Source organism: Nitrospirillum iridis (assembly GCF_014205765.1).
Classification (GTDB): Bacteria; Pseudomonadota; Alphaproteobacteria; order Azospirillales; family Azospirillaceae; genus Nitrospirillum; species Nitrospirillum iridis.
In genome coordinates this window covers 365,249-386,829 of record NZ_JACIIZ010000001.1, presented here as the reverse complement: position 1 = coordinate 386,829, position 21,581 = coordinate 365,249, and the positions used below count along the sequence as shown (strand labels likewise).

The following is a 21,581-nucleotide window of genomic DNA, read 5'->3' as shown; positions in this document are numbered from 1 at the left end:
GGCCGGGTCCGGTAAGCTAGCGGACGCGGGCCACAGCGGCACGAGTCGGAATCTCGTGCCGCTGGGATGAGTCTGAAACAGCTCAGCTTTAAGCCCGGTAGCGGGCGGGCGTGACGCCGAAACGGCGACGGAAGGCGCTGACGAAGGCGCTGGTGCTGCTGTAGCCGGCCTCCAGCCCCGCATGGGTGACCGACAGGCCGGTGCCCAGCAGGCTGGCGGCGTGCAGCAGGCGCAGTTGCTGGCGCCATTCGCCGAAGCGCAGCCCCGTCTCCTCCTTGAACAGGCGCTGCAGGGTGCGGGCGCTGGCCCCCACGGCGGCGCCCAGGGTGTCCAGGTCAGCCTCGTCCGCCGGATCCTGGCGCAAGCGTTCGGCCAGGGCCAGGGCACGGCGGTCACGTGGCCAGGTGAGGGACAGGGGCAGACGCTCCGCCGCCGCCAGCCGGTCCAGCAGCACGCCGGCCAGCCGGGCGTGATCCGCCTGGTCAGCCCGCAGCATGCCCACGGCAACGATGTGCAGGATCAGTTCGCGCAACAGCGGCGCCACGCCCAGCACCTGGCAGGTGGCCGGCAGGTCTTCTCCCTGGCCCGGCGCCACACGATCGGAGGCGATGTAGAGGGTGCGCATGGCGACACCGCCGCGCATTTCCACCGCATGCGCGGCACCGGGCGGCAGCCACACCGCCTGGGCCGGCGGCACCAGCCAGGCAACGCCATCGGCCATCACCCGCATGACGCCGCGCGCGGCATAGAGCAGTTGCCCCCACGCATGCTGGTGACTGTGCAGCCGATGCCCATCGCTGAAAGTCAGGGCCAGGCTGCGGACAAGGAAGGGATCGGCCATCTTGGCGCCTTCGCGACAGAGATCGTCATCCTAGCGCAAGACGGCCATGGCTGGACACGGCATCATGGACCCATTCCCCAACCACCCTGGAGGCTGTCCCATGGCCAACCATCTGCGCTTCTTCGCCATCCATGCCGAGGATGTGGAGCGCGCCAAGGCGTTCTATGAAGCGGTGTTCGACTGGCGCATCACCCCCTGGGGGCCGCCCGGCTTCTACCTGATCCAGACCGGGCCGGAGGGGGAAAAAAGCGTGGGCGGCGCCCTGCAGCAGCGGCACGAGCCCGTGACCGGCACCGGCATGAAGGGCTTCGAGTGCACGGTGGGTGTGGACGACCTGAACGCCATCATCGCCCGGGTCGAGGCCCACGGCGGCGCCATCGTCATGCCGCCCTACACCATCGATGGCGTGGGCCGGCTGGTCTACCTGCACGATACGGAGGGTAACCGGGTCGGCGCCATGCAGTACGACCCGGCCTACGCCGCCCAGTTCTTCTGAGCCCCTACCAGTTGCCGTCGCCACCGCTGCTGCTGCTGCCGCTGTCGAAGCTGCTGGAGGAGGAACCGCCGTCGGAGGAGCCGCCCCAGCCGCCGTCGGCGGATGAGGTGTCGTTGCCCGGGTCGTAGGACGGGCGGTTGTTCTCATACACCCGGTTTTCGGTGACGTTGTTCACCACCGTCTCGTGAATGACGGTGTCGTGATGGTGGCCGCCGCTCATCATCTCCCCCACCAGCATGCCGGTGAAGAAGCCGGCGCCGTTTTCCTGCACCACCACCGGGGCGTAGCCGGGCTGCCCGTAAACCGGCGGGGCATAGGCCGGCGGGGCGGCTTGCGGATAGGGCGGCGGCACCGGGCCGGTGGCGGGGCGGTAGCCGCCGCCATAGGCGGGGCGGCTGCGACGGAAGACCATGAAGATGGCCAAGGCCGCCAGCAGCAGGCCACCCACCACCAGAACGATGGTCATGCCGTCATCCGACGCCGCCTTGGGCGGCGGGGCCGGCGTGTGGGGCACCGTGGTCTGCTGCACGGTCGCGTGCGGCATGGCCGGGGCGGGCGCCGCGGTGGGCGCCGGCGTGGGGACGGGGGCCGGCTCCGCCGCGGCGGCCGGCTTCAGGAAGGACTGCTCCCGCGCCAGATGCTGCTGAAAGGTCTCCGGGCTGTGGGCGAAGTGCAGGGTGGGGTCGATCTTGCGCGCCAGTTCCAACTCGCCCACCGCGTCCTGGTGACGGCCTTCCAGGCCCAGCACCTCCCCCAGCTCATAATGGGCGCGGGCGCTGTCGCCATGCTCACGGATGGCGCCGCGCAGCATCTGCTCGGCGGCGGGCAGGTTGCCGGCATCCACCGCCTTCTTCACCTGCTCGGGTGTGGCGGCGGCCCAGGCCGGGCTGGCCCCGACCAGCAGCAGCCCGACACCCAGCCCCATTAAAATGCCGTTAAAACTCAATGGTTTGGCATAAACGCTCATGACACGCTCCCCGCGACGGCCCTGAGGGACCTATGGAGCCGGATGGTAACGGCGATGCAGGGGCCGGTATAGGACCACTTGGAATTGCGCCTCAACGACCGGACGGTCTGCGACAGTCCGTCGCACCCTCCCGCCAGCGATCAGAAGCCTGCCCCCGGCTGGTCCAGATAGTCCCGTTCCGCCGGCGTGCTGGACCGGCCCAGGGCGGCGTTGCGGTGGGGGAAGCGGCCGAAGCGGCGGATGATCTCGCGATGGCGCTCGGCATGGTCCAGATGCGGGCCGGGGCCGATGCGCTCCGCCACCAGGGCGACACAGCAATCCTGCAGCACGATCTCCTCCGCATGCTCGAACGGCAGGTAGAAGAACAGGCGGCGTTCGCCCGGCTGTTCCAGATCCTGCGCCCGGGCCACGGCGCGCCTGGCCAGTTCCTGCGCCCGTTCATCGGTGGCGAAGGCCAGGGCGTCCCCCCGGAAGAGGTTGCGCGGCACCTGGTCCAGCAGGATCAGCAGGGCGAGCGCGCCATCCGATGTGTCCGCCCAGCCGTCCAGCGCCCCTTCCGCCGCCGCGTGATAGCCGCCCCCCAAGCGCTCGCGCACCTGGGCATCCACGGCCTCCCCACCCCCGAACCAGGCATCCGGCCCCAACTCCTCAAACCAGAAGGCCAGAACCTCCCCCACCGTCGCCACGCCCATGTCGTCCACCCTTCCCAACCTTCTCACCTCTGCAACGACACATCTGTCGCGTGTATTCCCCGCCGGGTTCTCGGTTACACTAACCGTGGGCCCGTCTTGGGGAAGGGCCCCGTATCATCGCATGGGGGAACAATGCCTGACCTGGTTGATGTGTCCAGCGCCGCGGACGGCCCGGCGCCTGGGGGTTCGTACGCCTTCCGCTTCCACGGCAGCGGCCGTGAGTATTTCCCGATCTGGATCGTGAACCTGCTGCTGACCATCGTCACCCTGGGCATCTATTCGCCCTGGGCCAAGGTGCGCAGCCAGCGGTATTTCCATGAGGCGACCGAACTGGCCGGCGCCCGTTTCGGCTATCACGCCCGGCCGCTGTCCATCCTGATCGGCCGGATCATCGTCCTGGCGCTGTTCCTGCCCTACGCCATCCTGATCAAGCTGCAATCGCCCTACGCGCTGGTATGCCTCGCGATCCTGGCCCTGGCGGGGCCGTGGATCGTGGTCAAGGCCCTGCGCTTCCGTCTGCGCGTCACCTCATATCGCGGTGTGCGCTTCAGCTTCTCGCATGAGCCGGGCGTCATGAGGGGGGCCTACATCAACTTCCTGGGCCTGCCCTTCCTAGGGGGCCTGAGCCTGGGCCTGCTGTACCCCTATGCCCTCCACCAGCAGTATTATTGGATCGCGGACAACAGCCGCTACGGCGCCACGCCTATGGGGATGAGGCCGGCGGTCGGCCGTTTCTACGCGCTATGCGGCATCCTGGCGGTAACCTTCATCGCGTTCGGTGCCTGCGTGGTCGCGATCATGCGTCCCTTGATCCAGGCGACAGCGAACCATGAGGTTCCGCCGCTGACCGCCTATGCCGGCATGTCCCTCCTGCTTCCCCTCTATGCCGCCGTGATCCTGGTTGCGCTGCTGGTGGGCTTGTCGCTGCTCAAGACCATGGTTCAGCGCCTGTCGCTGGCGGAGGTCACCCTGTCGGCCGGCTGGCGCCTGGGACCCGTGCTCTGGCTCTACGTCAGCAACGCCCTGCTGCTGCTGGTCACCCTGGGCTTCGCCTATCCCTGGGTCCGCTGCCGCGCCGCGCGCTACATGCTGGAGAACCTGACGGTTCACGCCCCGATGGGCCTGGACCATTTCGTCGCCGGCGCGCAGAGCGAAGCCAGCGCCTTCGGCGACCAGGCGGCCACCTTCTTCGACATCGACGTGGGAATCGGGTTTTGACGTCCAGCGTCGGCCCGGACACGGAAACCTGGACGGGCCGGCTGTTCCGCGCCGGCCTGTCCAGGGCGGAGACGGTCAGCGTCAGCGCCCGGGGCCAGGATCTGGTCCTGGACGGCACACGCACGGTAGCCCGCCATGGCTACACCATCGTGCCCCCGATCGGGGGCGGCTATTGGCGGTTCGATTTCGCCAACGGCGACACGCTGGAGGTCATCGGCGGCGATGCGCTGGCGGCGGCGCTGGGCCACCGCCCCAGCCTGCTGTCCCGGCTGGAAAGGTCTTGGCGCCTGGCACTGGCCAGCGTCCCCGTCCTGCTGGGCATCGGGGGGGCCGCCTGGTACTGGGGGGTGCCCTTCGCCGCCGACCAGGCGGCGGCACACCTGCCTCCCTGGGTGGAGCGGCAGGTGACCCAAGCCAGCCTCGACCTGATCTTCCGGGATGAGAAGGGGCAGAGCCAGGTGGCCCCCGCCCGCCGCCAACGCTTGACGGCCATCCTGGCCGACATGGTGGGCCCAGAGCCACTCGACCGCTATCATCTGCATTTCCTGGACGCCCCCCTGATCGGCCCCAACGCCTTCGCCCTGCCGGATGGCGACATCGTCGTCACCGACCAATTGCTGTCCATCCTGGATGACGAGGAGGTGACGGCGGTGCTGGCGCATGAGGTGGGCCATGTGCGGCACCGACATGGCCTGCGCCTGGCCCTGCGGGCCAGCGGCCTGTCCATACTGGCCGCGGCGGCGGTGGGCGACGCCAGCACCGCCGGCCATTTCCTGGTGGCGGCGCCGGTTCTGCTGCTGAACCTGCGCTTCACCCGGGAATTCGAGACGGAAGCCGATACCACCGCGCTGGAATGGCTATCGCAGGGTGGTCGCAGCCCCTGCACCTTCTCCCACGCGCTCCGCAAGATCGTCGACAGCCCGGAGATGAAGCGCGCGGGGGAGATCGCCGGCCATCTGCCGGGCTGGTTGGCCACCCATCCGGTGACGGAGGAACGGCTGCGCCGCTTCGACGCCGCTTGCCCAGTCAAATCGTAACGGTTTCCCGGAAGCAAGAAGGGCGCCCCGGTCACCCGGTGCGCCCTTTCCTTTAATCCCGCGAGGGATGGACTGGCTTAGTGCTGGTCCGCCCACACCGCGCGCTTGGCGGCGTAAAGGATACCGGCCAGCACGAGCAGGAAGATCATGACCTTCAGGCCCATTTGGTGGCGGGCCTCCAGGTTGGGCTCGGCCGCCCAGGCCAGGAACGTGGCCACGTCCTTGGCCTGCTGCTCCACCGTGGCCTTGGTGCCGTCGGCGAAGGTCACGCCACCGTCCGACAGGGGCGGCGGCATGGCGATGACATGCCCGGCGAAGGCCTTGTTGTAGTTGCCGCCGGACGGCAAGGCGAAGCCGGCGGGGGCTTCCTCAAACCCGGTCAGCAGGGCCACAAGGTAGTCTTCGCCGCCCTTGCGCGCCTTGACGATCAGCGACAGGTCGGGCGGGGCCTTGCCGCCATTGGCGGCAGCGGCAGCCTTCTCATTGGCGAACGGCGCCTTGAAGTGATCGGCCGGCACGCCCTTGCGGGTGAACATCTCCCCTTCGTCATTGGGCCCGTCGGTCATGTCGTAGCCGGCGGCGATGGCGGTGATCTCCGCCTCGTTGTACCCCAGCGCGCCGAGGTTGCGGTACGATAGCAGGTTCATGGAATGACAGGCGGAGCAGACTTCCTTGTAGACCTGGAAGCCGCGCTGCAGCGCCTTGCGGTCGAAGGTACCGAAGATGTTGCTGAAGCCGCGGGTGACGCCCCCGTGGCTCCACTCGTTCTTCGGATACTCCATCTCTTCGCTGGCGACCGCGGGTGCGGCCGCAGCGACGGCGACGAGACCGGCGAGGATCAGGGACCGAAGACGACGCATCAGGCTTTCTCCATCGGCTTGGCGGCGCCGGCGGCGGCCGAGGCCCCGCCGCCCAGGACGGGCTTGGCGATGCTGGCAGGCAGCGGCAGGGGCTTCTCGATCAGGCCGATGAACGGCAGCGACAGGAAGAAGCCGAAGTAAACGAGGGTGGCGAGCTGGCCGACATAGACCAGCGGGATTTCCAGGCCGCCGAGGTGCCAGGCGGCATCCGCCGTCTGGGCGCCGACGTACATCAGCAGGAAGAAGGCCACCAGGAAGGCGAAGATGCCCTTCTTGAACAGGGGACGGAACCGCGCGCTGCGCACCGGCGACGTGTCCAGCCAGGGCAGGATGAACAGAATGGCGATGGAGCCGAACATGGCGATCACGCCGCCCAGCTTGGCTTCGATCAGCTTCAGCCCGGTGAACGGGATGGTGATGTCGAAGGTGACGGACTTCAGGATCGCGTAGTAGGGCAGGAAGTACCATTCCGGCACGATGTGCGGCGGGGTCACCATCGGGTTGGCGGGGATGTAATTGTCCGCCTCACCGAAGAAGTTGGGCGCGTAGAACACGAAGGCGGCGAAGATGGCCAGGTAGACCACCGTGCCGAAGCTGTCCTTCACCGTGTAGTAGGGGTGGAAGGGCAGCGTGTCCTGCGGGCCCTTGGGCTCGACGCCATAGGGGTTGTTGGACCCGGTGACGTGCAGCGCCGCCACGTGCAGGAACACCACCGCCGTGATGACGAACGGCAGCAGGTAGTGCAGGGCGAAGAAGCGGTTCAGCGTCGGGTTGTCGACGGAGAAGCCACCCCACAGCAGGGTCACGATGTCCTGGCCCACCAGCGGCAGGGCCGAGAACAGGTTGGTGATGACGGTGGCGCCCCAGAAGCTCATCTGGCCCCACGGCAGCACGTAGCCCATGAAGGCCGTGGCCATCATCAGCAGGAAGATCACGACGCCGATCATCCACAGCAGCTCACGCGGCTTCTTGTAGGAACCGTAGTACAGGCCGCGGAAGATGTGGATATAAACGGCGATGAAGAAGAAGGACGCGCCGTTCATGTGGATGTAGCGGATCAACCAACCGAAATTCACGTCGCGCATGATGCGCTCGACGGAATTGAAGGCCAGGTTTGTGTTCGGCGTGTAATGCATGGCCAGGACGATGCCGGAGACGATCATCGTCACCAGCATGATCATGGCGATGGCGCCGAAGTTCCAGAAGTAGTTGAAGTTACGCGGGGTGGGAAACACCCCGTATTCCTTCTGGATCATCGTGAAGATCGGCAGCCGCTGGTCGAGCCAGTTGACCACCGGATTCTTGAAAGAGGACGAAGGGCCGTGAGCCATATCTCGCTCCCTGGGGGTCCGGCTTAGCCGATCCTGATCGAAGTGTCGGTCTTGAACGCGTAGCTGGGCACTTCCAGGTTACGCGGGGCGGGACCTTTGCGGATGCGGCCCGACGTGTCGTAGACCGACCCGTGGCAGGGGCAGAACCAGCCACCATATTCGCCACGGGGATCGGAATTCTTTTGGCCCAGCGGAATGCAGCCCAGGTGGGTGCAGATACCGACGACGACCAGCCATTCCGGCTTCTTGGCGCGCGACGCGTCGGTCTGCGGATCGCGCAACTCACCCACGTTCACATCGGCGGCGGACTTGATTTCCTCGGCCGTCCGGTGACGGATGAAGACCGGCTTGCCGCGCCAGGTGACGGTGATGGACTGGCCCACCTGCACCGGCGCCAGATCGACGTCGGTGCTGGCCAGCGCCAACGTGTCGGCCGCGGGGTTCAAGCTGTCGATGAAAGGCCACACCGTGACGGCGGCGCCCACGGCACCGGTCGCGGCGGCGGCCAAGTAAATGAAGTCGCGACGAGAGGGATCCCCGCCGCTATGAGAGCCGCTCCCCGGCCCGTGCCCGGCCGTCTGGGTCGTGTCCGCCATACCAAGCTTCTCCTCGAAGTCAGGGGGCACCTGAAAACGCCCCGGCGCCCGCCTCACAAGGGTTTCCCAATATTCTTATATCCTTACCCAAACGATCCGGTCTTGCATCGGCCCGTTACGGCATAAGGTTAACGGCCGGCGTCTTGTCCGGTCGCGGTAAATCCATATACATGCGCCCTAGACCGTTGGGAAGCGTGTGAATGCAGCACCAGCGCTATTCTTAGCTGCACAAGCGAAAGGTTTTGTGGCTGAAGAGCTAGTATTTCCAATAACTTATCGGACTACTTTCACGTGCGGATAGCCCTTTACCAACCCGACATCCCCCAGAACGCCGGAACCTTGATGCGCCTGGGGGCCTGCCTGAATGTGGGCATCGACATCATCGAACCCTGCGGATTCGTTCTCGACGACAGACGGCTACGCCGGTCGGGCATGGACTACCTGGAGGGTGTGGATCTGGTGCGCCACACCTCCTGGAGCGCGTTCGAGGCGCGTCGGCGGGCGAACGGTCAAGCCCCGGACGGCGCAGGGCTGTCCCCCGCGCCGGGGAATGCCGGCGTCCCCCGTCTGCTGCTGCTGACCACCCGGGCCGCCGTGTGCTACACCGATTTCGTCTTCCAGCCGGACGACATCCTGCTGCTGGGCCGGGAATCAGCCGGCGTGCCGGAGGAGGTGCACACCGCCGCCGACGCCCGTCTGGTCATCCCCTTGCGCCCGGGGTTGCGCTCGCTCAACGTGGCCATGGCCGCCGCCATGGTGGTGGGCGAGGCCGTCCGCCAGCTGGACGCGTGGCCCCGCTGACCCTTGCGTACTCTGGAACCTCGACCGATGACCGACACCCCCCTGCCCGCCACCCCGCCGCCCCCGGAAGCGCTGGAGGGCGACGCCCCCCTGGAGCAGGAGCGCAAGGCCCGGGCCACCGCCTGGTTCCAGGACCTGCGCGACCGCATCTGCGCCACCTTCGAAACCATCGAGGATGAGGCCGCGTCCCTGCCGGCCTATGGCGAAGGCGCGCCCGGACGGTTCGAGCGCAAGGCCTGGAGCCGACCGGACGCGGATGGCGAGGGCAAGGGTGGCGGCGGCGTCATGTCGCTGATGCGCGGCCGCGTGTTTGAGAAGGTGGGCGTCAACATCTCCACCGTCCACGGCACCTTCTCGGAGGAGTTCCGCGCCCAGATCCCCGGTGCCGCCGCCACCGGCCGCTTCTGGGCCAGCGGCATCAGCCTGGTGGCCCACATGCGCTCCCCCCTGGTGCCGGCCGTGCACATGAACACCCGCCATCTGGTGACGGAGGAAGCCTGGTTCGGCGGCGGCGCCGACCTGACGCCGATGTTCATGGACAGCCCGGAGACGGCGGAGGACGCGGCACTGTTCCATGCGGCGTTGAAGGCCGCCTGCGACGCCCATGGCGCCGACTACTACACGCGTTTCAAGGAATGGTGCGACCGCTATTTCTTCCTGCCCCACCGCAACGAACCACGCGGCGTGGGCGGCATCTTTTATGACCGTCTCAGCACCGGCGACTGGGAGGCGGACTTCGCCTACACCCAGGCCGTGGGGCGGGCGTTCCTCGAGGTCTATCCCCAAATCGTGCGCCGCCGCCTGGGCCTGCCCTGGACCCAAGCGCAGCGGGATCATCAACTGCGCCGCCGCGGCCGTTATGTCGAATTCAACCTGTTGCACGACCGTGGCACCCTGTTCGGCCTGAAGACCGGCGGCAATATCGAGGCCATCCTGATGAGCCTGCCGCCCGAGGTGACTTGGCCCTGAGTTCCTGGCCCCCTCCCGCGCCCCGCAGCGCGGCGGCGAAAAAAGGCCCCCGTCCTTCCCTCAGTGCGCTTGGCAACCCAGCCTCTTTCGGGCAGGTTTACGCGGCGGACGGCGGGAACCTCCGTACGATTGTGCAGGATCATGGGTAGCGGCGCCGAAAGACCGTCCCCTGGGCCGGTCAGGATTTGTTGGTGGGGGAGTGGCGGGCGCTTATGACTTGTTCCAGGACCGTTGGCGTCATCGGCGCCGGGCCCGCCGGCTTGACCGCCGCATACGAACTGGCGGGCCAGGGTGTCCAGGTCGACGTCTTCGAAGCCGGCCCCAAGGTCGGCGGCATGGCCGGCAGCTTCAGCCTCTGGGGTCAAGTGGTGGACTACGGCCCCCACCGCTTCTTCAGCACGGATGATCGGGTCAACCGGGTCTGGCATGAGGTGATCGGCGACGATTACGACATGGTCGACCGGCTGACGCGGATCTACTATCGGCGCACCTTCTTCGACTATCCGCTGAAGGCGATGAACGCGCTGAAGGGGCTGGGCGTGGGGGAGGCCATCGCCTGCGTGGCCAGCTATGGCTGGCAGCGCCTGTTCCCGGAAAAGGACGAGAGCACTTTCGAAGGCTGGGTCAGTAACCGCTTCGGCAAACGCCTATTCCGAATCTTTTTCAAGTCATACAGCGAGAAGCTGTGGGGCATCCCCTGCCGCGCGTTGGACGCGGACTTCGCCGCCCAGCGCATCAAGCGCTTTTCCCTGTCCGAAGCCATCAAGGCCGCCCTGCTGGGCGCGCGGCGGATCACCCACAAGACGCTGGTGGATCAGTTCGCCTACCCCACGGGGGGCAGCGGCGACCTGTATGACAAGATGGCGGAAGCCCTGGTGGCGGCCGGCGGACGGCTGCACCTCGCCACGCCGGTGCGGCGCGTCACCTTCGACACCGACGGCCGGCCGCGGATCGAGCTGGGCACGGGCGAGGTCCGTACCTACGACCACGTCATCTCCTCCATGCCGCTGACCGCCCTGGTGGCCGGGCTGAACCCGCCGGCCGAGGTGGCCCAATGCGCCGCCCGGCTGCGTTACCGCAACACCATCCTGGCCTATCTGGAGGTCGAGGGCGCCGGCCTGTTCCCGGACCAGTGGATCTACGTCCATTCGCCGGAGCTGCGGACGGGGCGCATCACCAACTTCCGCAACTGGCTGCCCAGCCTGTGCGGACAGTCGCGCAACACCATCGTCTGCCTGGAATATTGGTGCAACGATGACGACGCGCTATGGACCATGGCGGACGGCGACGTCGCGGCCCTGGCCCGCCGCGAAATGGCGGCGACCGGCCTGACCGGCGGTGCCGGCATCCTGAATGCGCACATCGTGCGGGTGGGCAAGAGCTATCCTGTCTACGGGCACGGCTACCGGCAGAACCTGGCGCCGGTGGAGGCCTTCCTGTCCCGCTTCCCCCGGCTGCACGCCATCGGCCGCTATGGCGCGTTCAAGTACAACAACCAGGATCACAGCATTTTGATGGGCGTCCTGGCCGCCGAGAACATCATCGCCGCGGACGGGGAGGACGGCCACCCGCCCCGCCATGACCTTTGGCAGGTCAATACCGACACCGACTATCAGGAAGCCGGCCGGATCACCGACACGGGCCTGCAAAAGGCGGCACCCTGACGACACCCCGAGGCCCGATCCCATGCCCGCCCTTCCCCATTCCCCGGCCATGGCCCGCGTCCGGTCCGTCCTGGTCACCGGTGGCGCCGGCTATATCGGCAGCCACACGTGCAAGGCCCTGGCGCGGGCGGGCTATCTGCCTGTCACCTACGACAGCCTGCAAACCGGCCATGCCGATGCCGTGAGATGGGGACCGCTGGTGCGTGGCGACATCCGCGACGCCGCCACCCTGGCCGGGACCATCGCGGAGTACGGCCCGGTCGCGGTGATGCACTTCGCGGCATCCGCCTATGTCGCGGATTCCATCGCCGACCCCGCCGCCTACTATGACAACAACGTCGCGGGATCGTTGTGCCTGCTGAACGCCATGCGCGCGGTCGGCCTGGACGCCCTGGTGTTTTCCAGCAGTTGCGCCACGTACGGCCCGGTCGACACCCTGCCGGTCACGGAGGAGACGCCCCAGCGGCCCGTCAGTCCGTATGGGCGGACCAAGCTGATGGTGGAGCACATCCTGGAGGATTACGGGCGGGCCTACGGCCTGCGCTCGGCGGCCCTGCGCTATTTCAACGCCGCCGGCGCCGATCCGGACGGCGAGATCGGGGAGCGGCACGATCCCGAACCGCACCTGTTGCCGCGTGCGCTGCTGGTCGCCCTGGGACGCCTCCCCCACCTCGCCATCAATGGTGACGACTACGACACGCCGGACGGCACCTGCCTGCGCGACTTCGTCCATGTCAGCGACCTCGCCCGTGGCCATGTGCTGGCGCTGGAGCACCTGCTCCGCGGCGGCCCGTCGCTGCGCCTGAACCTGGGCACCGGCCGCGCCACCTCCATCCGCGATCTGGTCCGCGCGGTGGAACGTGTATCCGGCCGACCGGTTCCCTGCCAAATATCGCCCCGCCGGCCCGGGGATCCCCCGGCGGTCTACGCCGCGCCGGACAAGGCGCGGGCCATCCTGGGGTTCACCACCGCCTTCAACGACATCGACGCCATCGCCGCGACGGCTTGGCGCTTCCTGCTGACGTCGGCAGCAAGCCACGCGCAGCCCCCGGAGGAGCGCCAGGCATGAACCCGCTGATCCAGGCCTTGCGCCAGCCCCTGCCCGGCGGCCGGTTCTATCCGCTGCTGCCGCCGCTGTTCATGGCGTTGGTCGCCATCGGCCTTTGGCATCATCCGCTGTGGTTCGACGAATTGCAGAACTGGCGGATCATCCTGGACAGCCCCACCCTGCCGGCGCTGTTCAGTAATCTGAAATATGAGGGCCACCCCTCCCTGTGGTACCTGCTGCTCTGGGCGCTGCAGTGGATCAGCGTCAAGCCGGCGATGATCAAGCTGGCGCATTGGGCGGTGGTCTCGGCGGCCATCGCCGTCGTGGGATATCTCGCCCCCCTGGCCAGGCGCGACCGCGTGCTGATCATGGCCAGCTATTTCATGCTCTACCAGTGGGCGCTGATTTCCCGGAACTACGCCATCGGCATGCTGATGGCCTTCCTCTATGCCTGGCTGGAATGCGCGCATCCCCGGCGGCGGCTGTGCATCTATCTGACATTGGGCCTGCTGGCCAATTGCTCGGCCTTCGGCCTGCTGCTGTCGGTGGCGCTGGTGGGCACACGGGCCTTGCGCGCCTGGCGGGCGACCTCGCTGACCACCGCCCTGCGGCAGGAAGCGGCGGGCCTGGCCCTGTATGTCGCCCTGGTGGCCGGCTTCATCTGGACGGTGCTGCCGCCAGCCGACATGGCCTATGCCGGCGTCGGCGGCGAGAGGCCCACCTTCCATACCGTGGATGGCGCCCTCGCCGTCTTCCGCCGCCTGATCTTTGATCGAACCTACAAGTTCGGTGATGAATACTACCTGGGAAAGGGCATCACCACCGCCTGGGGCCGTTGGGTGGATGCGGTTCTGGCCGTGGCCGCCGCCGCCCTGTTCTCCCTGGCGCCCTTCGCCGTGCTGTGGCGGGACCGGGCCATGCTGTCGGTCTATGCCCTGACTTTCCTGATCGTCTTCCTGTTCTGCTTCATCGTCTACCAGCAACCGGAATACCGCCACGTCGGTGTCCTGTGGCTGGGATTCGTCACCTGCTTCTGGCTGTACCGCCACCGTGGCGGCGCCCCCACCCTGCTGGCCACGCTCTATTGCGGCGTCTGGGCGCTGTGGGGCGCCTACAGCTATGCGGGGGAGTTCCGCCACCCCTTCGCCAACAGCGAGGCGATGGCCCATTGGGTCGGGGATCACGGCCTGGCCGACGCCTATTGGACCTCCTACCCGGATGAGGCCGGCGTGCCGCTGTCCGCCGTGCTGGGCATCCCGACATACTCCCCCACCTGCCAGTGCACCCTGACCCATGTGGTGTGGAACCGGCGGCGCAACCGCCTGCTGCCCTCACAATCGGTGGGTGGAATGCTGCTGCCCACGCTGCGCCAACACCCCGTCGCCTACCTGGTGGCGGAGAACAACGCGGAGAAGGACCCGGATGGCCTGAAGCGCGGCTTGGACGAGGCCGGCATCCACTATGAGCTGCTGCAGCGCTTCACCGGCGCCACCTTCGGCAACTATGACCTGTTCCGGCTGACCGCCCCCACCGACGGCGTAGACCCGGAACAGCGCTGAAACAGACAACACGCGGGGGATTCGCCCCCACCCAGGCTCCTGGACGTCCGTGCCCCGAGCACGCGCCCGCGCATGGGGATGCCCGGCTGCGAAGAACAGCGGGAACACCAGCTGGTAGGTCGGAGCCATGCTGATAAGCCTGCGGCCCCAGGTGAAACGGCCGCGTGGCCCCACCGCAACAATAACGTGATTTGCCTCATGCCGATGCTACAGTGGAGTGCGTCGAACCGAGGAGGCAAGCGGGTCCATGTCCAGTGGCGACCAGGCACATCATCCGCCGGCCCAGCGGAAATCCGCCGAACCGACCTTCCAGCGCCCGGCGCGGGGCGGGGCGACATCACACCCGGCGCTGATGCCGCTGCAACGGATGCTGGACGACAGTCCGCAGTCGCGGCGGCTGGCCGCCCTGGACCATATGGTGAACCAGTCTCCGCCCGCCCCCGTGCAACGGCGGGCCAACAGGACGGGCCTGCCCGACAGCCTGAAGGCCGGTGTGGAGCAATTGTCCGGCCTGGCCATGGACGACGTGCGCGTCCACTACAACTCGGCGCAACCCGCCGCCGTGCAGGCGCACGCCTTCGCCCAAGGCTCGGAAATCCATCTGGCGCCCGGCCAGGACCGGCATCTGCCGCACGAGGCCTGGCACGTGGTGCAGCAGAAACAGGGCCGGGTGCGGCCGACCCTGCAGTTGCAGGGGATCTCGGTCAACGACGACGCCGGCCTGGAAAGCGAGGCGACCCGCATGGGCGACGCCGCGGCCCACGCCGCGCCGAGCCCCGATACCGACCCTCGTCAGGTGCAGGCCCTGGCCACCGGACCAGCCCCCGCCCTACAGCGCGCCCGCAAGCCGGCCGGCTTCAACAGCCTGGAGATCGGCCATGCGGAAGATGAACTGTTCACCAATGGTCTGGCCAATTGCATCGCGGTTATCGCCTGGGACCGTGCGCGGAGCATTGGGGTGATGGCGCATTTCGACACCCTGCAAGCCGCCCAGTTGGAAGCCGCTGATAGTGACGAGGAGGATGAGGGCGACAGGCCGCCAAGGACTTTCACGTTCGACACCGCCCCCCTGGAGCGCCTGCGGAACCAGTCGCTCGCGAAGCTGGCCAGCGCTCCCGGCGACGGCGGTTTGGCCCAGGAGAATGTCGAGTACCGGATCGGACTGGGTAGCCTATGGGATGTTGCGCCACTGGCCCTTTCACGCCCGAACCTGACCGCCGCCCTGCAAACGGTGTTCAACGTCGCACCTGTCGTGACGGGCGCCATGATGCGCTTCCTGCCTAGCACCGGTGACCTGAGTGTCTTAAGCGGCCATGAGGCCCAGCAATTCGCGGCGGCATGGAACGGCCAGGGCGGTGATCCCATTCAATATCACGCTGTCCCAGGGGCCGGCGCCCCAGATGGGGATGAAGACGATGATCGGGTCGTAGCCAACTCTGATGAGGAAGACATGTTTGGGGACTTCCAACAGGCCGTCCCGCAAGGGGAAAACCAGCAAGGGGAAGTGGGTGGTCCGCCGGGCAACACGGGCGCCAATGGTGGCTGGGCCCACTTCGACGACTTCTAATCAGCTTAAAATAGAACTGGCCCCCGGGATGCTGATCCCGGGGGCCGATAAAAAGAGCCGGTCGACGGAAGGGGAAAGGAGGCCGCCATTCCGCCCATCGCGCCACACGACTAGCGCGCCGCCGACCGGCTGTACGGTGCCCTGTCTTGAACGGGGGCGTGGACTCCGCATCGCCCAGGCCCCAGGCACCGATAGGAACTTTAAGGAACGCTGTTCACCCTCAGGGCGCCTTGTCGCCTCTGGCCTTGTCCAGCAAGGGTTTGAAGGCGGCGGCCAGGTCCACGTCCGCCTGGTCCACCTTCTGGTCGCCGTTCTTGTCGTGGTAGCCGAACATGCGCCAGCCCGAGGCCATGAATTCCTCCCGCGACATTTTCTGGTCGCCGTCCAGGTCGATGGCGACGAAGCGGATATGGGTCTGCTTCAGCTGTTGCGCCTTGCGGTCCGCCGGCACGTTTTCCTTGGCCAGCCGCGCCTCGAACTCGGCGGTGTATTCCGCCTCGCTCACCCAGCCGTCGCCATTGGTGTCCAGCGCCTTGAACTGATTGTCCCGCACGGCCTGGTATTCCTGCGCCGTGACCACGCCGTCGCCGTTCTGGTCATGCTCCCTGATGAAGGTCGCGACGTCATGGGAAGCGCCACGGGCGACACCGGCGGCGAGCAGGGCGGCACAGGCCAGGGTGGAGGCCGCCAAACGGGCGGGGCTGCGGGTCAAGGCCATGAAGGAAAATCCTTGGAAGGTAAGCTCGGAATGAGGACGGCGGGGCGTTAAGCCGCGACCTCACGGCGGTTTTGGCAAGGATGGGTGGTTTTATTCCGGGATGCTGACGGTCGGGATGTGGCTGTTTGGACCAACGCCCGCCACCGGCGGCAGCGTCACGGCGCGCACTGTCCGAACGCAGCGACATGTGGTCTGTGTCCTTCCCAATCCCCGACCCCCAGATCGCGTTCAACCAACGTGTCCCCTGTTGAATAATGAGAGTCATTCGCATTTGCAAGTGAAAAAGAGACATCGCCTGAAAGGGCTCACAGGCGCCAATCCGGCCAGCTGCTGCTCGAAACTATAACCAAAAGATTATAACAGATCAAAGTGCGCTACTTTAACGAGTAAAGTAGTGTATTAATCTCTATCAATGATCGATATAATGCCTTGTCACCCAACCCCTGGAGGCACCGATGAGCCCATCCAAAGTCACCTATAGCGATATCTTCGCCGCCGACTATTCCGTCACCGGCATCCGCCAGGACGACGGTGACGGTCGGCCGGTGGTGATCACCGGCAGCTACCAGTCGGCGTCGGGCCAGCCCCAGGGACTGCTGTATCGCGGCCCCCTCTCCCCCACCGACGCCGACGGCTACATCTTCCTGGCGCCGACCTTTCCCGGCCAGACGGTGACGACATCGGTCTTCTACGGCCCCAACACGCCGTTGTTCGACCCCGGCATCGGCAAGGGCAACGTCCGTGTGGTGGGGAGTTACAAATACAGCCAGGGCGGCAAGGGCGACCATGGCTTGATCTATCAGGGCGCCTTGGATGGGTCCGGCACCTGGACCCAGATCGACGTGCCCTCGGATTTGGCGGGCGGCACGGTGGCGAACACCATACCACACAGCACGATGGGCGATCTGGTGGTGGGCGATTATGATCTGGCGGGACAGGCGGGGTCCGCCAACGCCTTCATCTACAACGTGCGCACCGGCACCTTCCAACTGCTGGACATCGGGCCGCTGGCCACCGCCTATGGCATTTGGCAAAACGGCGACGGCGCCGCCTACACCATCGCCGGCGGCTACAAATCCGGGCACGGGGCCAACCAGGGCGTCCTGCTGGACTACGACGCCGCGACCGGCGCCATCACCCGGGTCACCGGCTTCAGCTACAATAACGATCCCGGGATCGTCACCCATTTCGAGGGCATCACCGGCGTCCCCGACGGCTATGCCCTGGCGGCGACCACCGACGCGGGTGCCGCCTTCGCCAAGGTGGCCCGCGCGCCCGACGGATCGTTCGGCCCAGCCGAATGGCTGGCCACCACCAATCCCGCCACCGTCGGCATCTGCACCGCCAATTCCATCCTGGAGAACAACCTGATCGGCATCTACCAGCCGGCGACGGGCGGCATCCAGAGCTATGTCGCCATCCTGTCACCCGCGTAGGCGCCATCCCACGGCCATCGCCGGAGCCCACGCGGGGTGCCCGCATTGACAGCCCCGCCGGCCCATGCAACCCTGCCTCAGGTAGACTGAGCGCGGTTTCATGGGGCCGGCGGGCCCTTGCCCGGTCGCACCCATGATGCAGACTGATAAAATATAAACATAACAGGTTGTTAATAGACGGGCTGTTCGTTCTCGACGTAATCACCAGGATGCGCGCCTGAGCCAGCGGCCCTTGCCGCCAGGAACGGGGTGGCGATCCTGCCTGAGAACGCCTGCCCGGCAACGATAAGCCGGCGGGATCATCGCCGGACATAAAGCAGGGGGACTCGCCGCACTTCAAAAAATAATGGAGGCGGAACGGGCATGGTTTTGAGTGGCATGAAAAGGCGCGACCTGCTGACCCTGATCGGCACGGTGGCGGGCAGCGCCGTGATGTACCAGGCTGCCACCAGCCTGGGGCTGGCGGCGGAGACGACGTACAAGGGCCCCATCAAGCTGGACGGCAACCCCAAGGGCGCCTCCATCCTCATCCTGGGCGCCGGCGTGGCCGGCCTGGTGGCGGCGATCGAGTTGCGCAAGGCGGGCTACAAGGTCCAGGTCCTGGAATACCGGGAGAAGGCCGGCGGCCGCAGCTGGAGCCTGCGCGGCGGCGACACCTACACGGAACTGGGCGGGTTCAAGCAGACGGTGGGCTTCGACCAGGGACTGTACGTCAACCCCGGCCCCTGGCGCATCCCCTACCACCACCGCGCCGTGCTGGATTACTGCCACCGCTACGGCGTGGCGCTGGAGCCGTTCAACCAGGTCAACTACAACGCCTACCTGCACTCCGCCAAGGCTTACGGCGGCAAGCCGCAGCGCTTCCGCGAGATCCAGGCCGACTATCACGGCCATGTGGCGGAACTGCTGGCCAAGCTGACCGGCCAGAAGGCGCTGGACGGCACGGTGTCCAAGGAGGACCAGGAAAAGCTGCTGGAGTCGCTGCGCGCCTGGGGCGGCCTGGACAAGAACTACGCCTATGCCGCCAGCCTGGAGTCCAGCAACCTGCGCGGCTATGACAAGGCACCCGGCGGCGGCATGGACGGCGCCCCCGTGCCCTCCACCCCCGCCTCCCTCAGCGACGTCATGCAGGGCGGCTTGTGGCGCTATCTGGGCATGGGCCTGCATGACGAATTCCAGTCCACCATCTTCCAGCCGGTGGGCGGCATGGACCAGTTCCCCACGGCGCTGGCCCGCGAGGTCAAGGACCTGATCCGCTTCAACACCAAGGTGACGGAGATCCATCAGGACGACCACGGCGTCACCGTCACCTACACCGACACCGTCAAGGGCGGGGCGCCGCAGACGGCCAAGGCCGACTGGTGCCTGTGCACCATCCCCCTGTCGGTGCTGAGCCAGATCAAGCTGAACGTCGGGCCGAAGATGGCCAACGCCATCAGCGCCGTTCCCTACGAGGCCGCGGCCAAGGTGGGCCTGCAGTTCAAACGCCGCTTCTGGGAACAGGATGAGGCGATCTACGGCGGCATCAGCTTCACCGACCTGCCCATCGCCATGATCGGCTATCCCAACAGCGGCTACGGCAGCCCGGGCAAGGGCGTGCTGTTGGGCACCTACGTCTTCGGCGCCTATGCCATGGAGTACACCGCCCTGCCGCCGGAGGAGCGCATCAAGCGCGCCCTGGCCTATGGCGCCCAGATCCATCCCCAGTACGCCAAGGAGTTCGACAACGGCGTGGCCGTGGGCTGGCACCGCGTGCCCTGGACCCTGGGCTGCCACGCCTCGTGGACCGAGGAGAGCCGGGCCGCCCACTACCAAGATCTCTGCCAGGTGGACGGCCGCATCGCGCTGGCGGGCGAACACGCCAGCTACATCACCGGATGGCAGGAGGGGGCCGTCCTCTCCTCCCTCGACGCCATCAGCCGCCTGCACAAGCGGGTTGTCGCGGCCTGAACGCGCCGCCCTTCGATCACGAGGCACCCCACCCATGACTGTCACCAAGATCCGCGCGCTCAAGGCGGCCGGCCTGACGGCCCTGCTGACCGCGCTTTACACTATTGCCGGCACGCTGCCCCACGCCGCCCACGCCCAGGCGTCGGACGCCAGTTCCGCCGCCTTCGCCAGCCCCCGCCATTTCGGCCAGAAGGACGGCGCGGCCCTCTACCAGGCCATCTGCCAGGGCTGCCACATGCCGGACGCCAAGGGCGCCACCGGCGCCGGCACCTACCCGGCGCTGGCCGCCAACGCCAATCTGGAGACGGCGGGTTATCCCGTCGCCATGGTGCTGCACGGCCAGAGGGCCATGCCGGCCATCGGGGAGTTCCTGGACGACGACCAGGTGGCGGCCGTCGTCAACTACGTCCGCACCCATTTCGGCAACCACTACACCGACGCGGTCACGGTCGCGGACGTGAAGGCGGCGCGCTGACCGCCGAGAGCCCCGCTCCCCGGGGTTTTCCCGGGGAGCGAAGCGATTGCGACGCGACCGCGTCCAAACTGAGGAAGCCCAGGCGGCGGATGCCGGCGCCCAAGGGCATGGATTAACACGCCAGTCGCCGCCCCAGTTCAGCCAGGCAGGCGTCGCGGTCGGGCTGGAAGTCGTGGGCGATCCACCAGCGCTCCACCTCCCCCATCAGGCGGCCGACCTCCGGCCCCGCCGGCACCCCCTTGTCCAGGACATCCTGGCCCCGCAGGGGAAACGGCGTTTCCCGCCAGGCGGAGGCCTCGGCCAGCGGCTCGAACAGTTCGAAGGCCGGCGTGCCCATGGCCGCCGCGGCCAGCAGCAGCACGGCGCGGTATATCTCCGGCCCCAGGCGGTGCAAGGCGATGCGCCGCGACTTGAGGGGCAGGTTGGGGTGCACGTCCACCACCGGGGCGGCAATGGCGGCCAGCCGATCGCGCTGGAAGTTGGAGAAGCGCAACCGGTCGGCCACTGCCGCCGCCGCCGCATGGGCCAGGGGACCACCCGGCAGCAAGGCCGCCAGACGGGCCAACGGCTCCGTCTCGCCCACCATCCATTCCAGCCGGTCCAGCGCCGCCAAGCGGTCCACCGCCATGGCCTGGGGCAGGACATGCTCCATGATCCCCTGGTCCACCATCAGGCGCCAGACCTCGGCGGCGCGGTCGGTGGCCAGCAGCTTCAGCACCTCATCGCGCACCCGCTCACCCGACAGGGTGGTGACCAGGGGGGCCAGGCGGGCGCAGGCCGACAACGCCGCCTTGTCCGGGGGCCCCTTGCCCAGCCGGGCGTAGAAGCGGAAGAACCGCAGCAGGCGCAGCACATCCTCGCGGATGCGGGCCTCGGCATCGCCGATGAAGCGCACCCGCCCCGCCGTGAGGTCGGCCACGCCGCCGAAAGGGTCGTACAGCTCGCCATCCACCGTCAGCGACAGGGCGTTGAAGGTGAAGTCGCGCCGGGCGGCATCGGCCAGCCAATCGTCGGTGAAGGCCACCCGCGCGCTGCGGCCGAAGGTTTCCACATCCTGCCGCAGGGTGGTGATCTCGAACGTCTCATTGCCGATGACGGCCGTGACGGTGCCATGCTTCAGGCCGGTGGGGATGACGCGGATGCCGTCGGCCTTCAGCCGGCGCATCACCTCTTCCGGCGGCAACGGTGTGGCGATGTCGATGTCGGCCGCCTGGATCTCCAGCAGGCAATCGCGCACGCAACCGCCGACGAAGCGCGCCTCCTGTCCCGTGCGCATCAGGGACTGCAGGACGCGGCGGCTGGCCACGGAGGCCAACTGGCCCGTGGGCACCAGGGTACGGACAGAGGTCATGACGC

Annotated in this window: 20 protein-coding genes; 12 read left to right on the top strand and 8 right to left on the bottom strand. The window is 67.3% G+C overall.

The features are described from left to right. Positions 1-88 precede the first annotated feature (88 nt). Positions 89-841 carry an AraC family transcriptional regulator gene (locus tag FHS74_RS01675; protein ID WP_184796841.1) on the bottom strand — a complete coding sequence of 251 codons (753 nt, stop codon included), beginning with the start codon at positions 839-841 and terminating at the stop codon, positions 89-91. A 100-nt stretch (positions 842-941) separates the two neighbouring features. Here FHS74_RS01675 and FHS74_RS01670 point away from each other — a divergent pair, with 100 nt between their 5' ends. Continuing rightward, positions 942-1,337: a VOC family protein gene (locus FHS74_RS01670; protein ID WP_184796839.1), complete on the top strand. Its 396-nt coding sequence runs from the start codon at positions 942-944 to the stop codon at positions 1,335-1,337. 4 nt (positions 1,338-1,341) lie between these two features. Here the strand turns inward: FHS74_RS01670 and FHS74_RS01665 are convergent, their stop codons facing one another. Both FHS74_RS01665 and FHS74_RS01660 read right to left on the bottom strand, forming a co-directional pair. Further along, positions 1,342-2,304 (bottom strand): tetratricopeptide repeat protein, encoded by a 963-nt coding sequence (locus tag FHS74_RS01665; protein WP_184796837.1) that lies wholly within the window; start codon positions 2,302-2,304, stop codon positions 1,342-1,344. A gap of 140 nt (positions 2,305-2,444) precedes the next feature. Further along, positions 2,445-2,996 carry a DUF924 family protein gene (locus tag FHS74_RS01660; protein ID WP_184797303.1) on the bottom strand — a complete coding sequence of 184 codons (552 nt, stop codon included), beginning with the start codon at positions 2,994-2,996 and terminating at the stop codon, positions 2,445-2,447. A 132-nt stretch (positions 2,997-3,128) separates the two neighbouring features. On the opposite strand from FHS74_RS01660, the gene FHS74_RS01655 reads away from it, so the two are divergent. Next, complete coding sequence (locus FHS74_RS01655; protein WP_184796835.1) at positions 3,129-4,214, top strand: YjgN family protein; 1,086 nt, start codon at positions 3,129-3,131, stop codon at positions 4,212-4,214. Then, the gene (locus FHS74_RS01650; protein ID WP_184796833.1) at positions 4,211-5,251 is read left to right on the top strand and encodes a M48 family metallopeptidase; all 1,041 of its coding nucleotides are present in this window, start codon (positions 4,211-4,213) and stop codon (positions 5,249-5,251) included. The genes FHS74_RS01655 and FHS74_RS01650 overlap by 4 nt, the downstream gene beginning before the upstream one ends. Before the next feature lie 77 nt (positions 5,252-5,328). On the opposite strand, the gene FHS74_RS01645 is transcribed toward FHS74_RS01650, so the two are convergent. The 3 genes from FHS74_RS01645 to petA are packed head-to-tail and all read right to left on the bottom strand — an operon-like array spanning position 5,329 to position 8,038. Next, the gene (locus tag FHS74_RS01645) at positions 5,329-6,111 is read right to left on the bottom strand and encodes a cytochrome c1 (protein WP_211106031.1); all 783 of its coding nucleotides are present in this window, start codon (positions 6,109-6,111) and stop codon (positions 5,329-5,331) included. Next, entirely contained in the window at positions 6,111-7,442 is a 1,332-nt protein-coding gene (locus FHS74_RS01640; protein ID WP_184796831.1) for a cytochrome b, read from the bottom strand. Before FHS74_RS01640 ends, FHS74_RS01645 begins: the two co-directional genes overlap by 1 nt. A 23-nt stretch (positions 7,443-7,465) precedes the next feature. Then, positions 7,466-8,038, bottom strand: coding sequence for a ubiquinol-cytochrome c reductase iron-sulfur subunit (gene petA / locus FHS74_RS01635; RefSeq protein ID WP_184796829.1), 573 nt, complete (start codon positions 8,036-8,038; stop codon positions 7,466-7,468). Positions 8,039-8,329: 291 nt separating this feature from the next. Here petA and FHS74_RS01630 point away from each other — a divergent pair, with 291 nt between their 5' ends. From FHS74_RS01630 to FHS74_RS01605, 6 genes are all read left to right on the top strand, one after another. Further along, the gene (locus FHS74_RS01630) at positions 8,330-8,839 is read left to right on the top strand and encodes a TrmH family RNA methyltransferase (RefSeq protein WP_184796827.1); all 510 of its coding nucleotides are present in this window, start codon (positions 8,330-8,332) and stop codon (positions 8,837-8,839) included. Between the two features lie 27 nt (positions 8,840-8,866). Beyond that, a complete protein-coding gene (hemF, locus tag FHS74_RS01625) occupies positions 8,867-9,808 on the top strand; it encodes an oxygen-dependent coproporphyrinogen oxidase (protein ID WP_184796825.1) in 942 nt (313 codons plus the stop codon). Between the two features lie 212 nt (positions 9,809-10,020). Next, entirely contained in the window at positions 10,021-11,472 is a 1,452-nt protein-coding gene (locus tag FHS74_RS01620; protein ID WP_184796823.1) for an FAD-dependent oxidoreductase, read from the top strand. A 22-nt stretch (positions 11,473-11,494) separates the two neighbouring features. Continuing rightward, a complete protein-coding gene (galE, locus tag FHS74_RS01615; RefSeq protein WP_246462848.1) occupies positions 11,495-12,541 on the top strand; it encodes a UDP-glucose 4-epimerase GalE in 1,047 nt (348 codons plus the stop codon). Beyond that, entirely contained in the window at positions 12,538-14,079 is a 1,542-nt protein-coding gene (locus FHS74_RS01610) for a hypothetical protein (protein ID WP_184796821.1), read from the top strand. The genes galE and FHS74_RS01610 overlap by 4 nt, the downstream gene beginning before the upstream one ends. Positions 14,080-14,326: 247 nt before the next feature. Beyond that, positions 14,327-15,646 (top strand): eCIS core domain-containing protein, encoded by a 1,320-nt coding sequence (locus FHS74_RS01605; RefSeq protein WP_184796819.1) that lies wholly within the window; start codon positions 14,327-14,329, stop codon positions 15,644-15,646. A 220-nt stretch (positions 15,647-15,866) separates the two neighbouring features. Here FHS74_RS01605 and FHS74_RS01600 read toward each other — a convergent pair whose 3' ends face one another. Continuing rightward, positions 15,867-16,364: an EF-hand domain-containing protein gene (locus FHS74_RS01600; RefSeq protein WP_184796816.1), complete on the bottom strand. Its 498-nt coding sequence runs from the start codon at positions 16,362-16,364 to the stop codon at positions 15,867-15,869. A gap of 455 nt (positions 16,365-16,819) precedes the next feature. Here FHS74_RS01600 and FHS74_RS01595 point away from each other — a divergent pair, with 455 nt between their 5' ends. From FHS74_RS01595 to FHS74_RS01585, 3 genes are all read left to right on the top strand, one after another. Beyond that, a complete protein-coding gene (locus FHS74_RS01595; protein ID WP_184796814.1) occupies positions 16,820-17,800 on the top strand; it encodes a hypothetical protein in 981 nt (326 codons plus the stop codon). Between the two features lie 378 nt (positions 17,801-18,178). Next, on the top strand, positions 18,179-19,750 hold the full coding sequence (locus tag FHS74_RS01590; protein WP_184796812.1) for an NAD(P)/FAD-dependent oxidoreductase: 1,572 nt from the start codon (positions 18,179-18,181) through the stop codon (positions 19,748-19,750). Between the two features lie 34 nt (positions 19,751-19,784). Then, entirely contained in the window at positions 19,785-20,225 is a 441-nt protein-coding gene (locus tag FHS74_RS01585; protein WP_184796810.1) for a c-type cytochrome, read from the top strand. A gap of 112 nt (positions 20,226-20,337) precedes the next feature. Here the strand turns inward: FHS74_RS01585 and FHS74_RS01580 are convergent, their stop codons facing one another. Beyond that, positions 20,338-21,576: a CCA tRNA nucleotidyltransferase gene (locus FHS74_RS01580; RefSeq protein WP_184796808.1), complete on the bottom strand. Its 1,239-nt coding sequence runs from the start codon at positions 21,574-21,576 to the stop codon at positions 20,338-20,340. Positions 21,577-21,581 lie beyond the last annotated feature (5 nt).

What these genes read in the sequence shown, in the direction of transcription:
- FHS74_RS01675 (WP_184796841.1), bottom strand. Translation starts at nt 841, where the DNA reads ATGGCCGATCCCTTCCTTGTCCGCAGCCTGGCCCTGACTTTCAGCGAT.
- FHS74_RS01670 (WP_184796839.1), top strand. Translation starts at nt 942, where the DNA reads ATGGCCAACCATCTGCGCTTCTTCGCCATCCATGCCGAGGATGTGGAG.
- FHS74_RS01665 (WP_184796837.1), bottom strand. Translation starts at nt 2,304, where the DNA reads ATGAGCGTTTATGCCAAACCATTGAGTTTTAACGGCATTTTAATGGGG.
- FHS74_RS01660 (WP_184797303.1), bottom strand. Translation starts at nt 2,996, where the DNA reads ATGGGCGTGGCGACGGTGGGGGAGGTTCTGGCCTTCTGGTTTGAGGAG.
- FHS74_RS01655 (WP_184796835.1), top strand. Translation starts at nt 3,129, where the DNA reads ATGCCTGACCTGGTTGATGTGTCCAGCGCCGCGGACGGCCCGGCGCCT.
- FHS74_RS01645 (WP_211106031.1), bottom strand. Translation starts at nt 6,111, where the DNA reads ATGCGTCGTCTTCGGTCCCTGATCCTCGCCGGTCTCGTCGCCGTCGCT.
- FHS74_RS01640 (WP_184796831.1), bottom strand. Translation starts at nt 7,442, where the DNA reads ATGGCTCACGGCCCTTCGTCCTCTTTCAAGAATCCGGTGGTCAACTGG.
- petA (WP_184796829.1), bottom strand. Translation starts at nt 8,038, where the DNA reads ATGGCGGACACGACCCAGACGGCCGGGCACGGGCCGGGGAGCGGCTCT.
- hemF (WP_184796825.1), top strand. Translation starts at nt 8,867, where the DNA reads ATGACCGACACCCCCCTGCCCGCCACCCCGCCGCCCCCGGAAGCGCTG.
- FHS74_RS01620 (WP_184796823.1), top strand. Translation starts at nt 10,021, where the DNA reads ATGACTTGTTCCAGGACCGTTGGCGTCATCGGCGCCGGGCCCGCCGGC.
- galE (WP_246462848.1), top strand. Translation starts at nt 11,495, where the DNA reads ATGCCCGCCCTTCCCCATTCCCCGGCCATGGCCCGCGTCCGGTCCGTC.
- FHS74_RS01610 (WP_184796821.1), top strand. Translation starts at nt 12,538, where the DNA reads ATGAACCCGCTGATCCAGGCCTTGCGCCAGCCCCTGCCCGGCGGCCGG.
- FHS74_RS01605 (WP_184796819.1), top strand. Translation starts at nt 14,327, where the DNA reads ATGTCCAGTGGCGACCAGGCACATCATCCGCCGGCCCAGCGGAAATCC.
- FHS74_RS01600 (WP_184796816.1), bottom strand. Translation starts at nt 16,364, where the DNA reads ATGGCCTTGACCCGCAGCCCCGCCCGTTTGGCGGCCTCCACCCTGGCC.
- FHS74_RS01595 (WP_184796814.1), top strand. Translation starts at nt 16,820, where the DNA reads ATGAGCCCATCCAAAGTCACCTATAGCGATATCTTCGCCGCCGACTAT.
- FHS74_RS01590 (WP_184796812.1), top strand. Translation starts at nt 18,179, where the DNA reads ATGAAAAGGCGCGACCTGCTGACCCTGATCGGCACGGTGGCGGGCAGC.
- FHS74_RS01585 (WP_184796810.1), top strand. Translation starts at nt 19,785, where the DNA reads ATGACTGTCACCAAGATCCGCGCGCTCAAGGCGGCCGGCCTGACGGCC.
- FHS74_RS01580 (WP_184796808.1), bottom strand. Translation starts at nt 21,576, where the DNA reads ATGACCTCTGTCCGTACCCTGGTGCCCACGGGCCAGTTGGCCTCCGTG.